13 protein-coding genes and 1 tRNA gene are annotated in these 13,998 nt (G+C 67.5%); 8 read left to right on the forward strand and 6 right to left on the reverse strand.

Annotated elements, in window-relative coordinates:
- On the forward strand, window positions 1–451 hold a 451-nt coding region (locus HW466_RS24660; RefSeq protein ID WP_176316105.1), incomplete at its 5' end, for an aminotransferase class III-fold pyridoxal phosphate-dependent enzyme.
- Window positions 452–469: 18 nt separating this feature from the next.
- Here the strand turns inward: HW466_RS24660 and cysC are convergent.
- The 3 genes from cysC to HW466_RS24675 all read right to left on the reverse strand — a co-directional run bounded on the left by cysC (window position 470) and on the right by HW466_RS24675 (window position 1,918).
- Window positions 470–1,009, reverse strand: coding sequence for an adenylyl-sulfate kinase (gene cysC, locus HW466_RS24665; RefSeq protein WP_059806866.1), 540 nt, complete (start codon window positions 1,007–1,009; stop codon window positions 470–472).
- A gap of 268 nt (window positions 1,010–1,277) precedes the next feature.
- Window positions 1,278–1,352: transfer RNA gene (locus HW466_RS24670), tRNA-Val, on the reverse strand.
- 83 nt (window positions 1,353–1,435) lie between these two features.
- Complete coding sequence (locus HW466_RS24675; protein WP_059451797.1) at window positions 1,436–1,918, reverse strand: Lrp/AsnC family transcriptional regulator; 483 nt, start codon at window positions 1,916–1,918, stop codon at window positions 1,436–1,438.
- 191 nt (window positions 1,919–2,109) lie between these two features.
- On the opposite strand from HW466_RS24675, the gene HW466_RS24680 reads away from it, so the two are divergent.
- The 4 genes from HW466_RS24680 to HW466_RS24695 all read left to right on the forward strand — a co-directional run bounded on the left by HW466_RS24680 (window position 2,110) and on the right by HW466_RS24695 (window position 6,420).
- Window positions 2,110–3,324: an amino acid aminotransferase gene (locus tag HW466_RS24680; RefSeq protein ID WP_060348745.1), complete on the forward strand. Its 1,215-nt coding sequence runs from the start codon at window positions 2,110–2,112 to the stop codon at window positions 3,322–3,324.
- Window positions 3,325–3,354: 30 nt separating this feature from the next.
- Window positions 3,355–3,741, forward strand: coding sequence for a RidA family protein (locus HW466_RS24685; protein ID WP_060348744.1), 387 nt, complete (start codon window positions 3,355–3,357; stop codon window positions 3,739–3,741).
- Between the two features lie 97 nt (window positions 3,742–3,838).
- Window positions 3,839–4,909: a porin gene (locus HW466_RS24690; RefSeq protein WP_420908193.1), complete on the forward strand. Its 1,071-nt coding sequence runs from the start codon at window positions 3,839–3,841 to the stop codon at window positions 4,907–4,909.
- A gap of 92 nt (window positions 4,910–5,001) precedes the next feature.
- The gene (locus HW466_RS24695) at window positions 5,002–6,420 is read left to right on the forward strand and encodes an amino acid permease (protein WP_151005361.1); all 1,419 of its coding nucleotides are present in this window, start codon (window positions 5,002–5,004) and stop codon (window positions 6,418–6,420) included.
- A 36-nt stretch (window positions 6,421–6,456) separates the two neighbouring features.
- On the opposite strand, the gene HW466_RS24700 is transcribed toward HW466_RS24695, so the two are convergent.
- Window positions 6,457–7,359 (reverse strand): LysR family transcriptional regulator, encoded by a 903-nt coding sequence (locus tag HW466_RS24700; RefSeq protein ID WP_059451793.1) that lies wholly within the window; start codon window positions 7,357–7,359, stop codon window positions 6,457–6,459.
- 173 nt (window positions 7,360–7,532) lie between these two features.
- Between HW466_RS24700 and HW466_RS24705 the strand changes: the two genes are divergently transcribed.
- The 3 genes from HW466_RS24705 (at window position 7,533) to HW466_RS24715 (ending at window position 12,108) form a co-directional block, all read left to right on the forward strand.
- Window positions 7,533–9,287, forward strand: coding sequence for an acyl-CoA dehydrogenase family protein (locus HW466_RS24705; RefSeq protein WP_176316106.1), 1,755 nt, complete (start codon window positions 7,533–7,535; stop codon window positions 9,285–9,287).
- The gene (locus HW466_RS24710; RefSeq protein ID WP_174906111.1) at window positions 9,284–10,522 is read left to right on the forward strand and encodes a CaiB/BaiF CoA transferase family protein; all 1,239 of its coding nucleotides are present in this window, start codon (window positions 9,284–9,286) and stop codon (window positions 10,520–10,522) included. Before HW466_RS24705 ends, HW466_RS24710 begins: the two co-directional genes overlap by 4 nt.
- Before the next feature lie 191 nt (window positions 10,523–10,713).
- Window positions 10,714–12,108, forward strand: a complete 1,395-nt coding sequence (locus tag HW466_RS24715) for an MFS transporter (RefSeq protein ID WP_151006396.1) — start codon at window positions 10,714–10,716, stop codon at window positions 12,106–12,108.
- Between the two features lie 175 nt (window positions 12,109–12,283).
- Here HW466_RS24715 and HW466_RS24720 read toward each other — a convergent pair whose 3' ends face one another.
- Together HW466_RS24720 and argA are read right to left on the reverse strand one after the other, a co-directional pair.
- A complete protein-coding gene (locus tag HW466_RS24720) occupies window positions 12,284–12,559 on the reverse strand; it encodes an oxidative damage protection protein (protein ID WP_009692666.1) in 276 nt (91 codons plus the stop codon).
- Window positions 12,560–12,608: 49 nt separating this feature from the next.
- Window positions 12,609–13,988: an amino-acid N-acetyltransferase gene (argA, locus tag HW466_RS24725; RefSeq protein WP_059451789.1), complete on the reverse strand. Its 1,380-nt coding sequence runs from the start codon at window positions 13,986–13,988 to the stop codon at window positions 12,609–12,611.
- Window positions 13,989–13,998: the final 10 nt, after the last annotated feature.

Here is a 13,998-nt window from a genome sequence, read left to right on the forward strand (position 1 = left end):
CCCGATCATCGACAACGGCGAATTCAATCACGGGCTCACGTACTCGGGCCATCCGGTCGCGGCGGCGGTGGCGGTCGCGAACCTGAAGCTGCTGCGCGACGAAGGCATCGTCGAGCGCGTGAAGCGTGATATCGGGCCGTATTTCCAGCGTCGGCTGCGCGAAGCGCTCGGCGATCATCCGATCGTCGGCGAGATCGCCGGTGCCGGGCTGGTCGCCGGCGTCCAGCTCGCGCGCGATCGCGCACGGCGCGAGCGGTTCGATGGCAGCGTCGATATCGGCACGATCTGCCGCGACTTCTGCTTCAACGGCAACCTGATCATGCGTGCGACGGGCGACCGGATGCTGTTGTCGCCGCCGCTGGTGATCGGGGAGGCGGAGGTCGACGAGATCGTCGACAAGGCGAAGCGCGCGTTTGACGCGACGGCGGAACGAGTGGGGAGGTTGAAGTAAACGAAAGCCGCGCCCGGATCACGCGTGATCGAAGCGCTCGTGATCAAACTCGATGATGCGCGCGACGCATGCGGAGATGGACATCGTTGCGGTCTCGACGATGAGATCGGGCGTAACGGGAACCTCGTAAGGATCGGAGATGCCGGTGAACTGACGCGTCTGGCCGGTCACGGCTTTCGCATACAAGCGTTTTGGATCGCGCGCGGAGCAGGTCGCGATATCGGTCTTCAGATAGATTTCGACGAACCGCTCGTCGCCGATGGTCTTGCGCGCCAGTTGCCGGTCGGCGGCATACGGGGAAATCAGTGCGACGATAACCGTGATCCCCTGATTGTTCAGCAGCTTGGCGATTTCGGCTGTGCGCCGACAATTTTCGGCTCGATCCTCGCGTCTGAATCCGAGATCGTGCGAGACGCCGGAGCGCAATTCGTCGCCGTCGAGAATGCAGACAGGAAGGTTGCGCGCGCGCAGACGTGCGGCGATCTCACGCGAGAGCGTGGACTTGCCGGCGCCGCTCAGGCCCGTCAACCAGAGTGTGTGTGAATTCGGCAATGTCATGGGTATGTCGTGACGATTTGAGTCCGCCACGCAATTGGCGTCGCGATCCCCGTTCGCCTTGATTGAATTTGGAAGTCGGTTCGGTTCGGCCGTCATTCCGGGTGATTCTAGTCAGCCGTTATCTGTTCACCCATTACCAGTCCATTACCGATTGTTACGACATAACCGAGGGCGACGACTGGTATCTCGAGTTTGCCGCTTGGCGCGGATATGCGCGGCCGCAAAACGAAAAGGGCCTGCGTCGTGAGACGCAGGCCCTTGAATTCTTTGGTGGGCGGTACTGGGATCGAACCAGTGACCCCTGCCGTGTGAAGGCAGTGCTCTACCGCTGAGCTAACCGCCCAAAGAAGCTGAAATTATGTCAGAGCTTTTTCGGTTCGTAAAGCACTTTCTTCAAATATTTTTCAGACCGGTGCAGGAAGTTCGTCAGCTGCCCGTCGACGGCTCGACCAGATCGAGGATCGAGCCGTCGCGCTTGAGCGTCGCGAGCACGATGCTCGAATTGATCGACATCACGCCCGTCGCGCGGTGCAGGCGGTTGATCACGAAGTCGGAGTAGTGATCGAGGTCGCGCGCGCGCACCGTGAGCACGTAATTGGAGCCGCCCGTCACGATCTGCGCGGCGATGACTTCCGGCCATTCCTGGATCGCTTCGACGAAGCGGTCGTGCCATTCGGGCACGTCCGGCCGCATCGACACATGCACGAGCGCCTCGAACGCGACGCCGACCTTCTTCGGCTCGATCGTGCAGCGGTAGCCCGAAATGGCGCCGCGCTCCTCCAGCAACTTCACGCGCCGCAGGCACGCGGACGGCGACAGCGCGACCGCGTTCGCGAGGTCCTGATTGCTGATGCGCCCGTCCCGCTCGAGATGCCGGAGGATCCGCATGTCGGTTCGATCCAGATTCATTTCGCAGAATCCCGTAATTTTTGAGATGACAGTCGCAGACTCTACTGCAAACGACGCGATTCGTCATCGAAAAGTGAAGCTCATTCTATTTCGTCCTCGATAACATGCGCCCCATGCCTCGACCGCACGGCCTGACGCGCTGTCACGCCGCCGGCCGACTTGCCGCCTTCAACTTCTACTGTCATTCCGCCATGTACGAACACGTTCCCGCCTATCCGGGCGACCCGATCCTGTCGCTGTTCCAGGCGTTCCAGCAGGATGCCCATCCGCACAAGGTCAACCTCAGCATCGGGCTCTACTACGACGATGCGGGCCGCATTCCCGTGCTGGAGAGCACGCGTCTCGCGGCCGAGCGCCTGCGCGAAGCCGGTGCGCCGCATACGTATCTGCCGATGGAAGGGCTCGCCGCGTATCGGCAGGGCGTGCAGCGCCTCGTGTTCGGCGCAGATTGCGCGGCGCTCGCGCAAGGGCGGATCGCGACGCTGCAGACGCTCGGCGGCTCGGGTGCGCTGCGGCTCGGCGCGGAGTTCGTGAAGCGCTATTTCCCCGACAGCGCGATCTGGATCAGCGATCCGACGTGGGACAACCATCGCGTGATCTTCGCGGCGGCCGGCCTCGACGTGCACACGTATCCGTACTACGACGAAGCGCGCAACGACCTGCGCGTCGACGCGATGCTCGCGGCGCTCGACGCGCTGCCCGCGCGCAGCGTCGTGCTGCTGCAGCCGTGCTGCCACAACCCGACTGGCCTCGACCTCGGCCGCGACGCATGGCGCGCGGTGATCGACGTGCTCGCGCGCCGCGGGCTGATTCCGTTCCTCGACATGGCGTACCAGGGTTTCGGCGACGGCCTCGACGACGACGCATGGGCGGTGCGCGCGATCGTCGAAGCGGGACTGCCGGCAATCGTCAGCAACTCGTTCTCGAAGAACTTCTCGCTGTACGGCGAGCGCGTCGGCGGCCTGTCGGTCGTCTGCGCGAGCGCGGGCGAAGCGGCGACGGTGCTGAGCCAGTTGCAGGCCGGCGTGCGCCGCACCTATTCGAGCCCGCCGCTGTTCGGCGCGCAGCTGGTGTCGGCCGTGCTGAACGACGACGTCCTGCGTGCGTGCTGGGAAGACGAGGTGGCCGAAGTGCGCACGCGCATCAAGCGCATGCGCGGCGCGCTGAAGGCGCGACTCGACGCGTGCCTGCCGGCACCCGCGTTCGATGCGCTCGTCACGCAGCGCGGCATGTTCAGCTACACGGGCATCGCCGCGACCGACGTGGACCGGCTGCGCGCGTCGCACGGCGTCTATCTGCTGCGCTCGGGCCGCATGTGCATCGCGGGCCTGAACGACGCGAACGTCGATCATGTCGCGAACGCGATCGCCGACGTGCTCGGCACCAAGTCGCGCCAGGCCGCCTGAGCGGCCGATTCCAAACCGAAGGAGCACACGATGGCAGATACGATCCCGGTCGACTTGCCCCAGCTCGCGCAGCCGTTCTCGTGGGCGACCCGCTCGGGCGGGCTGATGTTTACCGGCCACGGGCCGGTCGATGCGTGCGGCGCGATCGCCGGCGACACGATGGCCGAGCAGGCGCGCATCACGCTCGGCAATCTCGCGAAGGCCGTCGCGGCGGCCGGCGCGACGATGGACGACGTCGCGCAGGTGCTCGTGTACCTGTCCGACGTGAAGGCGATGCCCGAATTCGACGCCGAATACCGGCGCCACTTCCGCGAACCGTACCCGAACCGCACGTGCGTGGGCGTGCAGGGCTTCGCGCATCCGGACATGCGCGTCGAACTCGTCGCGTACGTCGCGCTGCCGGCGGCAGGGGGTTAGCCGGCACCCGACTTCGCGACGATTGCAGCACCCGCGATTACCGAGAAGTACCAACACCCCGACGAACACAACAATTCAGACAAGGATGGAGACGAAGATGAAGCGCATTACTCGATTCGCACTGCCGACGATGGCGGGCCTGCTCGCCGCGAGCGGCGCGATGGCGCAGGGCAGCGTGACGCTGTACGGCATCGTCGACCAGAGCGTTCGCTACACGACGCATGCGAACGCATCGAACGACGCCAGCGTGCAGATGACCAACGGCGCGATCACCAACAGCCGCTGGGGTTTGAAGGGCAACGAAGCGCTCGGCGGCGGGCTGCAGGCGATCTTCCGGCTCGAGAGCGGCTTCGAGCCGCAGAACGGGCAACTCGACGGCGCGCTGTTCGGCCGCTACGCGTATGTCGGCCTCGCGAGCGACTGGGGCACCGTGAAGCTCGGCCGGCAGGCAACCGAGGCGTTCAACCTGTTCGGCGATCTCGATCCGCTGACGGTCGGCAACTACACGGCCAACATGTGGCCGTATTTCCTCACGCAGGGTCGCGCGAGCAACGTGGTCAGCTACGACGGCTCGTTCGGCGGGCTGAACGTCGGCGCGAGCTACGGGTTTGGCGGTGTCGCGGGCAGCCTCGGCGCGAATGCGTACTGGGGCACGCGCGTGTCGTACACGCTCGGCGGCCTGATGGTCGGCGCGACCTACCAGCAGGTGCGCGACCTGACGAGCCACGCGCAGCAGGCATGGGGCGCGGGCGCGCGTTACGCGTTCGGCGCGGCGACGCTGTACGCCGGCTATCTCGGCGGCATCGACCGCACGGGCATGCTCGACCAGCAACTGCTGAACGCGCCGGGCCGCGACGTCGCCTACGGTTCGTTCGCCGACAATCCGCGCCGCGATGCGATCTTCTATACCGGCGCGAGCGTGCAGGTCACGCCGGCGGTATCGGTGACGGGCGTCGCATATTACGACGACATCCGCAACGTCAACGGCATCGCGGGCAACGGCGGGAAGCGCTATACGGGCGTGCTCGAGGCCGAGTACGCGCTGTCGAAGGCCACGCAGGTCTACGCGACGGTCGACTACAACCGCGTGACCGGCGGCGCGTTCACCGAAATGCCCGGACGCGGCAACCAGACGGGTATCGCGGCCGGCCTGCGCCACCTGTTCTGAACACGCGGCGCGCGGTGGCCGGTGCGGTCCGGCACCGGTCCGTGCGCCGTCGACGTTTCGACCGGACACACGTTTTCGAACGAGGTCATTCGATGCAATCAGAAGGGCAATTCCAGCACATCGCGGCGCGCGAGCACGGTCTGCGCCGCACGCTTTCCGCACGGCAGATGGCGATGATCGCGATCGGCGGCGCGATCGGCACGGGTCTGTTTCTCGGCAGCGGGTTCGCGATCGGCTTCGCCGGCCCGAGCGTGCTCGTCAGCTATGCGATCGGCGCGTTCATCTCGCTGCTGCTGATGGGCTGTCTCGCCGAGATGACGGTCGCGCACCCGACCTCCGGGTCGTTCGGCGCATACGCCGAACATTACGTGAGCCCGTGGGCCGGCTTCCTCGTGCGCTACGCGTACTGGGCGTGCATCGTGCTCGCGGTCGGCACCGAAGTCACCGCGATCGCGCTGTACATGAAGTACTGGTTCCCGGGCGTGCCGGGCTGGCTTTGGATCGTCGCTTTCTCCGCGCTGCTCGTGTTCGTCAACGCGCGCAGCGTCGACGTGTTCGGCGCGGTCGAGTACGGCTTCTCGGTCGTGAAGATCGCGGCGATCGTCGGCTTCATCGTGCTGGGCGCGTACGTCGTGTTCGGCAATCCGGCGCTGGTCGGCGACGGCGCGGCCGGCGCGGGCTTCCAACATTACACCGCGCATGGCGGCTTCTTTCCGAAGGGGATGTGGGGAATGTGGGTCGCGGTGATCGTGTCGATCTTCAGCTACCTGAGCATCGAGATGATCGCGGTCGCCGCGGGCGAAGCCGAAGATCCCGAGCGTGCGGTGACGCGCGCGTTCCGCTCGACGATCGTGCGGCTCGTGCTGTTCTATCTCGTCACGCTCGCGCTGATGCTGGCGATCGTGCCGTGGACGGCAGCGGGGCGCGACGAGAGCCCGTTCGTGAAGGTGATGGAAGCGATCCACCTGCCGGGCGCGGCCGGGCTGATCAATTTCGTTGTGTTGATCGCCGCGCTGTCGGCGATGAACAGCCAGCTCTACATCACGACGCGGATGATGTTCAGCCTGTCGCGCGCGGGTTACGCGCCGAAGGCGCTCGGAGAAGTCAATGCGCGCGGCGTGCCGTTCGGTGCGCTGATGCTGTCGACGCTCGGCATCGCGCTCGCGACGGTCCTGAGCGTGCTGTATCCGGACGCGTCGTTCACGATCATGATGGCGGTGTCGATGTTCGGTGCGCTGTTCACGTGGATGATGATCTTCGTCACGCATTACTTCTTCCGGCGTCGGCGCGCGGCGCTCGGCCTGCCGGCGCCCGCGTTCCGGATGCGCGGCTTTCCGCTGCTGACGCTGCTCGGCGCCGCGCTGATGCTGGCGGTAATGGTGACGACCTACTTCACGGCCGAATTCCACATGACGCTGATCTTCGGCATTCCGTTCCTGTTCGCGTTGTCGGTGGTGTATGCGGTGTGGTACCGGCGCGCGCAGCCGGCGCTGCAGCCCGAAGCGAAGTAGCGCGGAAGTATCGGCGCGCGGCAACGGCGCGCCGGCTCAGCCCGCGAGCGCGGGCAGCGCGTCGATCGACGCACGCACGTAGTCCGCGAAGCGCAGCGCGACCGGTTCGGCGGTGCCGCTGCGCTTGAGCTCCAGCGTGCGCGATTCGAGCGACGCATCCTTCAGCGGCCGGAACGCGAGCCGGTCGCTTTTCACCTGTTGCAGCACGCGCGGCACGAGTGCGATGCCCATCCCGAATTCGATCATCGACAGGATCGTCTGCCAGAGCCGCGCCTCGTGACGGATCAGCGGACTGAATCCCGCGTTCACGCATTGCGCGATGATCAGGTCGTGGTAATGCGGTGCCGCGTCGCGCGGAAACAGGATGAACGGCTCTGAGGCCAGCGCGGCGAGCGCGATCTGCCGGCGCCGTGCGAGCGGATGCGCGGCCGGCAGGCAACAGACGAACGGTTCGGCATAGACGGGCGTCGATTCGACCTCGGGCGGGCAGTGGCCCCAGTGCGCATAGCCGAGATCGATCTGGCCGCGCTGGATCGCCTGCACCTGCGCCTGCGTGTTCATCTCGCTCAGCACGATCTCGACGGCCGGATAGTCGGCCTCGAAACGCCGCACCGCGTCGGGCAGTCCGCGATACAGCATCGAATGGACGAAGCCGATCCGCAGCCGCCCCGCGAGGCCGGACGCCGAGCGCACGGTGAGCCGCTCCGCCTCGGCCGCCTGCAGCAGCAGCCGGCGCGCCTCGCCGAGCAGCACCGCGCCCGCATTGGTCAGCGCGACCGTCTTGTTGGTGCGGGAAAAGAGCTGCACGCCGAGCGCATCCTCGAACTTGCGGATATCGAAGCTCAGCGCCGGCTGCGAGATGAACAGGCGCTTCGCCGCGCGCCCGAAATGCAGTTCCTCGGCGACCGCCACGAAGTAGCGCAACTGCCTCAGTTCCATGCTGTCTCCTCAGCAAATCGGCATCGATAAGCGTCGTCTATCGTACCGGATAAATCCTGTATTGGACGCTTATCGATCGCGCGCCTACGCTCTGTCGAACGCCTGGCACCAGCCGGCCACGCCGCCGCGGCGCGGGCACCGGCCGGCAGCCGGGCCACCATGGAGACGCACGCATGAACGACACCGCCTGCACGCCGGACACCGGCGCGGCCAACAACATCCCCGATAGCCGGGGCATCAATTTCTTCACGACCGATCCCGATCTCGGCGCGTTGCTGAGGCTGCATCTCGGCGCGGCCCGATACGCGGAACTCGAACCGCAACTGCGCGCGCTCGGCGCGCGTGTCTCGGGCGAACTCGACGCGTGGGCGTCGCGCGCGGACAAGCATCCGCCCGTGCTCGAGCATCGCAACCGGCGCGGTGAAGCCGTGCAGCGGATCGACAAGGACCCCGCGTATGTCGCGCTCGAACGCGTTGCCTATTCGGAACTCGGGCTCGCGGCGCTGAGCCACCAGCCGGACGCGGCGGCGCCGCTCGTCAAGTACGCGCTGACGTTCCTGTTCGTGCAGGCGGAATTCGGGCTGTGCTGCCCGGTCAGCATGACCGATTCGCTGACGCGCACGCTGCGCCGTTTCGGCGACCCGGCGCTCGTCGAGCGCTATCTGCCGATGCTCGCGTCACGCGATTTCGACACGCTGTTCCAGGGCGCGATGTTCATGACCGAGCAGGCGGCCGGCTCCGACGTCGGCCGCATCGCGACGCGCGCGGCGCGCGAAACCGATGCGCAGGGCGGGACGGTGTGGCGCCTGTACGGCGACAAGTGGTTCTGCTCGAACGCGGACGCCGACCTCGCGATGGTCCTCGCGCGGCCCGACGGCGCGCCTGACGGCATCAAGGGCCTCGCGCTGTTCCTGCTGCCGAAGACACTGCCGGACGGCACGCGCAACCGCTACCGGATCGTGCGGCTGAAGGACAAGCTCGGCAGCCGTTCGATGGCGAGCGGCGAGATCGCGCTCGAAGGCGCGCAGGCCTGGCTGATCGGCGAGATCGGCCGTGGCTTTCACCAGATGGCCGACATGATCAACATGTCGCGGTTGTCGAACGGCGTGCGCGCGGCGGGCTTGATGCGACGCGCGCTGAACGAGTCGCTGCACGTGGCCGCGCATCGCGCCGCATTCGGCCGCAAGCTGATCGACATGCCGCTGATGCAGCGCCAGTTGATGAAGATGCTGCTGCCCGCCGAGGCCGCACGCTCGATGTTCATGCAGATCGCGCTGCTGCTGCCGCAGGCGGATGCGGGCGATGCGCAGGCCGCGCGCTGCGTGCGCATCCTGACGCCGCTGATCAAGTTCCGCGCGTGCCGCGATGCGCGCCGCGTGACGGGCGATGCGATGGAAGTGCGCGGCGGCACCGGCTACATCGAGGAGTGGAGCGATGCGCGCCTCGTGCGCGACGCGCATCTCGGCTCGATCTGGGAGGGCACCAGCAACATCGTCGCGCTCGACGTCGCGCGCGCCGCGCAGCGCGAGCAGGCGCTCGACGCGCTGCGCACGTTCCTCGGCGACCGGCTCGGCGCGGCGCCGCTGCCCGACGCGAGCCGCGCGGCGTTGCGGCGCATTCTCGCGCGCGCGTGCGATGCGCTTGCACGGGTCGCCGCGCAAGGCGACGACGCGTGCGTGCGGCAGGCCGCGTCGGCGCTGTACTACGCGAGCGCAGCCGTGCTGATGGCGTGCGAGGGCGCACGGCTCGCGCCCGATTACCGGCGCCTCGCGCTCGCGCACCTCGTCGTGCGCCACAAGCTGCTGCCGGTCGACCCGCTCGCACCGGCGTCGCGCGACGACGAGGCGGCCGCGTTCGATGCGCTGCTGCGCGGCGCGCCGGTGCCGCTCGACATGGCACTCGACCTGCTGCCGGAGGTCGAACGATGAACGCGACGGAAGCGATCCATTCGTCGAAGGCGACGACCTCGGCACGCGGCGCACTCGACGGGCTGAAGGTCGTCGACCTGAGCCGCGTGCTCGGCGGCCCGTACTGCACGCAGGCGCTCGCCGACCACGGCGCGACGGTGATCAAGATCGAACCGCCGGACGGCGACGAAACGCGCGGCTGGGGGCCGCCGTTCCTCGGCGACACCGCTTGGTACTTCATGGGCGTGAACCGCAACAAGGAGGGGCTCGCGCTCGACCTGTCCCGTGACGAAGGGCGCGCGATCCTGTGGCGCCTGCTCGAAGACGCCGACGTGCTCGTCGAGAACTTCAAGCCCGGCACGCTCGCGCGCTGGGGGATGGATTATGCGCGCGACCTGCAGCCGCGTTTCCCGCGCCTGATCCACTGCGCGGTGACGGGCTTCGGCGAGGACGGCCCGCTCGGCGGGCTGCCCGGCTACGACGCGGTGATTCAGGCGATGGCCGGGCTGATGAGCGTCAACGGCGAGCGCGATGGCGACGCGATGCGCATCGGGTTGCCGATCGTCGACATGGTCACCGGGCTCAACGCGCTTGCCGGCATCCTGCTCGCGCTCGCGGAGCGCGAAAGAAGCGGGCAGGGGCAGTCGATCGACATCGCGCTGTACGACTGCGGCGTGTCGCTGCTGCATCCGCACCTGCCGAACTTCTTTGGCTCGGGGCGCGTGCCCGAACGCAGCGGCAATGCGCATCCGAACATCGCGCCGTACGACAGCTATCGCACGGCGACGGTGCCGATCTTCCTCGCGGTCGGCAACGATCGGCAGTTCGCGCGCCTCGTCGCGCATCTCGGCGCGCCGGCGCTCGCGGGCGATCCGCGCTTCGCCGACAACCGCAGCCGCTGCGCGCACCGGCCCGAACTGAAGGCCGAGCTCGAGGCGCGGCTCGCCGCCCATCCGTGCGAGCCGCTGGCGCGCGAGCTGATGGCCGCGGGCGTGCCGTGCGGGCCGGTGCGCACGGTCGCCGACGTCGCGCGCGATCCGCACGCGCTGCACCGCGAGTTGTTCGTCGAGATCGGCGCATACCGCGGCACCGCATCGCCGGTGAAGCTGTCGCGTACGCCGGCGACCTACCGTTGTCCGCCGCCCGCGCTCGGCCGCGACACGCGCGCGGTGCTCGACCGCCTCGGCATCGATCCCGCGCTCCAGCAACGACTGCTCGACGCCGGCGTGCTGAAGGTCGCGCCGGATCCGGAGTGACCGGCGCAGGCGGCCGGCACGCGATCATCCTCGGCTAACGCGTCGCAGGCAAACGCAGCGCAAGCCAATGTAAGTCGAAGCAAAGCAACTCAAGGCAACGTCAAGCAACACCGCCAGCCGGCGGCGCAAGGCCGGCCATCCGGCAAGGCGCGCGACAGTCGCGCCGCCGATTCACAAAACTGGAGACATCGATGAGCCGTCCGCAATACCCGTCCGCCGCGCAGCCGCGGCCCGGCCGTGCCGCCGTCGCGGCATTCGTCGGCACCACGATCGAGTGGTACGACTTCTACATCTACGGCACCGCCGCCGCGCTCGTGTTCGGCAAGGTGTTCTTCGCGAGCACGATGGATCCGGGCGTCGCGACGCTGCTCGCATTCGTCACGTTCTGGGCCGGCTTCGCCGCGCGGCCGCTTGGCGGAATCGTGTTCGGCCATCTCGGCGATCGCGTCGGCCGGAAGACCGCGCTCGTGATCACGCTGGTGATGATGGGACTTGCCACGACGGGCATCGGCCTGTTGCCCGGCTATGCATCGATCGGCGTGTGGGCGCCCGCGGGCCTCGTCATGCTGCGCGTGCTGCAGGGCATCGCGGTCGGCGGCGAGTGGGGCGGTGCGGTGCTGATCGCGAGCGAGAACGCGCCGAAGCATCGCAGCATCCTCTATGCGGCGTTCGCGCAGCAAGGCTCGCCCACCGGCAATTTGCTCGCCACCGCGGCCTTCTTCGCGCTGAGCACGCTGCCGACACCGTCGTTCCTGACCTGGGGCTGGCGGATTCCGTTCCTGCTGTCGGCGGTGCTCGTGATCATCGGAATGGTGATCCGCCTGCGGCTCGAGGAATCGATCGACATGCAGCGCGTGCTGGCGCACAAGCGCACGGTGAAGCTGCCGCTGCGCGACGTCGTGCGTGACCACTGGCTCGTCGTGCTGCTCGCGGCCGGCACGCTGCCGGTGATCAACGTCACGTATTTCCGCAGCACGTTCGCGCTGTCGTGGGCGACCAAGGAGCTCGGCTATGCGCAGGGCACGTTCCTCGGCATCCTGTCGATCTCGCTCGTCGTGCAGTTCCTGATGCAGCCGATCGGCGCATGGTTCGTGTCGAAGGTCGACATGCGGCGCGCGATGTGCTGGATCCTGATTCCCGAGATCGTGTTGATGCCGGTGATGTTCCACGCGCTCGCGACGCGCTCGTACTGGGTCGCCGTCGCGGGGATGTGCATCTCGACGATCCCGTCGGCGATGTTCTACGGCGCGGTCGGCGGCGTGCTCGCGCGCGTGTTTCCGGCCAACATCCGCTATACGGGCCTGTCGCTCGCTTACCAGCTGAGCGCGCTGGTCGTTGGCGGCGGCACGCCGGTGCTCGCGCAGGCGATCCTGAACGCGACCGGCAGCATCGTCGGCGTCGCGATCGCATCGGGCCTGTACGCGCTCGTGTCGCTCGCGTGCATGCTCGCGTTGCTCAATCGCACCGGCTATCGCGCGGACGAGCTGTCGACGGCCGAGCGCAGCGATGCGGCCGAATGGCGTGCCGACGGCGCGAGCGCTGAATCTCCCGGCGGCGAGCGCGCTGCGTTGAAACCGGCGGGCTGAATCCGCCGGGCCGGCGCGACCCGGCCGCTCGGCGACAGCGCACGCGCGGGCCGAATCGCCTACGCGCGATTGCGCGTTCCCAAAAGCAAACGGCACCGTGCGATACACGGTGCCGTTTGCGTTGCTTCGCGTGGCGCAGGCGCTCGCGCTGCCCGCTTGCGCGATTCGACGCGCTTCAGCCTTCGGTCGGCGGCACGTAGCCGGACGCCTGATCTGCGCCTTCGCCGAAGAAGTACTTCTCGGTCTGCTTCATCAGATACTGGCGCGCGCGCGGATCGGCCATGTTCAGGCGGTTTTCGTTGATCAGCATCGTCTGCTGCTTGAGCCAGCCTTGCCACGCTTCCTTCGACACGCTTTCGTAGATGCGCTTGCCGAGTTCGCCCGGCAGCGGCGGGAAATCGAGACCTTCGGCTTCCTTGCCGAGCTTCGCGCATTGGATCATTCGAGCCATCGTGTACTTCTCCTGTAATCGGACTGGGGGAGGGCAGTCGTGCCTGCGCTCAGAGCTGCTTCATCAGCACGAGCGACTTGCGCTGCCAGTTGTAGAGCTTGCGGCGGTCTTCCGGCAGGTCGTCGACGCTGACCTTGACGAAGCCGCGCTTGAGGAACCAGTGCTCGGTGCGCGTCGTGAGCACGAAGATGTGCGTGAGGCCGCGCGCGCGGGCGCGCTGCTCGATGCGCTTGAGCAGGCGTTCGCCGTCGCCCGAGCCCTGCGCTTCGGGCGCGACCGTCAGGCACGCCATCTCGCCGATTTTTTCCTGCTGATACGGATACAGCGCCGCGCAGCCGAACAGCACGCCATCGTGCTCGATCACCGAGAAGTGGTCGATGTCGCGTTCGATCTGGTGGCGGCCGCGCCGCACCAGCGTGCCGTCCGACTCGAGCGGCTCGATCAGCGACAGGATGCCGCCGACGTCGTCCGGTGTCGCTTCGCGCAGGCTTTCGAGGTTCTCGTACGAGATCATCGTGCCGACGCCGTCGTGCAGGAACAGTTCGAGCAGCATGCTGCCGTCGAGCGACTGCGGAATCAGGTGCGCGCGGGTCACGCCGCCGCGGCACGCGCGGATCGAGTGCTTGAGGAAGAACGCGTCGTCGCCCTGGATGTTGCCGGAATCGAGCAGCTCGGCGGCGGCATCGAGCGACATTTCACGCACGAGCTCGCCTTGGTCGTCGACGATGCCCGGCGCTTCGGTCAGGAAGATGATCTTGTCGGCGCGCAGCGCGATCGCGGCGGCCGACGCGACGTCTTCCATCGACAGGTTGAACGCCTCGCCGGTCGGCGAGAAGCCGAGCGGCGACAGCAGCACGAGCTTGCGGCTCGCGAGCGAATGACGGATCGATTCGGCGTCGATCTTGCGCACGATGCCCGTGTGCGCGAAATCGACCCCGTCGAGGATCCCCACCGGCCGTGCGGTCACGAAGTTGCCGGACACGACGCTGATGTGCGCGTGCGCCATCGGCGAGTTCGGCAGACCCTGGCTGATCGCCGCCTCGATGTCGAGACGCACTTCGCCGGCCGCTTCCTTCGCGGATTCGAGCGCGCGCGCATCGGTGATGCGCAGCCCGTGCGAAAACTCGGATTCGACACCATGCAGGCTCAGCTGCTCCTCGACCTGCGGCCGCGAGCCGTGCACGAGCACGATCTGGATGCCCATCGCCTGCAGCAGCGCGATGTCGGACACGAGCGCGTTCAACAGCCCCTGCTGCACCACCTCGCCGCCGAACCCCACGACGAACGTGCTGTTGCGGAACTTGTGGATGTAGGGCGCGACGGAGCGCATCCAGTCGACGAACTGCGCGTGGCTGACGGCCGAATCGTCGGCGGCCGGCGGCGTCGCGGTGCCGGTCTGGGCGGGTGGGAGGTCGGTTTGGGAATTCATGGGCGGGATT

The organism is Burkholderia territorii (assembly GCF_902833055.1).
Taxonomy (GTDB): domain Bacteria; phylum Pseudomonadota; class Gammaproteobacteria; order Burkholderiales; family Burkholderiaceae; genus Burkholderia; species Burkholderia territorii.